Source organism: Pseudomonas sp. FSL R10-2189, assembly GCF_009600325.1.
Lineage (GTDB): Bacteria > Pseudomonadota > Gammaproteobacteria > Pseudomonadales > Pseudomonadaceae > Aquipseudomonas > Aquipseudomonas helleri.
This window is the reverse complement of record NZ_WIVZ01000118.1, coordinates 1-559: the sequence shown is the minus strand read 5'-3', so window position 1 is coordinate 559 and position 559 is coordinate 1. Positions and strand designations below refer to the sequence as shown.

1 pseudogene is annotated in these 559 nt (G+C 49.6%); it reads right to left on the bottom strand.

Annotated elements, in window-relative coordinates:
* A pseudogene (locus GHO32_RS26180) lies at window positions 1–353 on the bottom strand (hypothetical protein); the annotation flags it as partial.
* Window positions 354–559 lie beyond the last annotated feature (206 nt).

The following is a 559-nucleotide window of genomic DNA, read 5'->3' as shown; positions in this document are numbered from 1 at the left end:
GATTCCCAGGGGACGAACAGCGGTTGTGTGGCGCCGTCTGGCATAAAACAAACTTCGCGGCGTTGGCGGTTGAAGCGAGTAGGGATGACTTTGGTGAAGAGTTTGTGGTGGTGGAGCCAGATGGCGAAGCAAACAGCTGAGGATCCAAGCCACATATATGCTGAAAAATCCCAGGCAAACAGGAAATAATCAACCGAGAATTCCCAACTCTCTTCTGCTCCATACCCCAAAGCCAACCCTATGAACCAAAGTAATAGCGGAGCTCCGAAAGCGGTTAAACAAAAAACAGTAAACGGCCCGCCCAAATTGACTTGATACGAAAAAACATTCGGCTCACCGCCACCAAAGTCCAAGTAAATATCGTTGTAATCACTGATATAGGGACAGCACGGATCTGCCCCAGTGGGCAGCGGTAAAGGGGCCAAATAAGTTTGTCGCCCAGCAAGACAAAGCTCTATATCACCCGTTTTTTTTGGGGAGGCTTGGCGGTCTCAAGGAGCAAGTGCAACACCTCATGTAAGGTGTTGCCATGTCTACCCAATACAACCACCTGAGTACC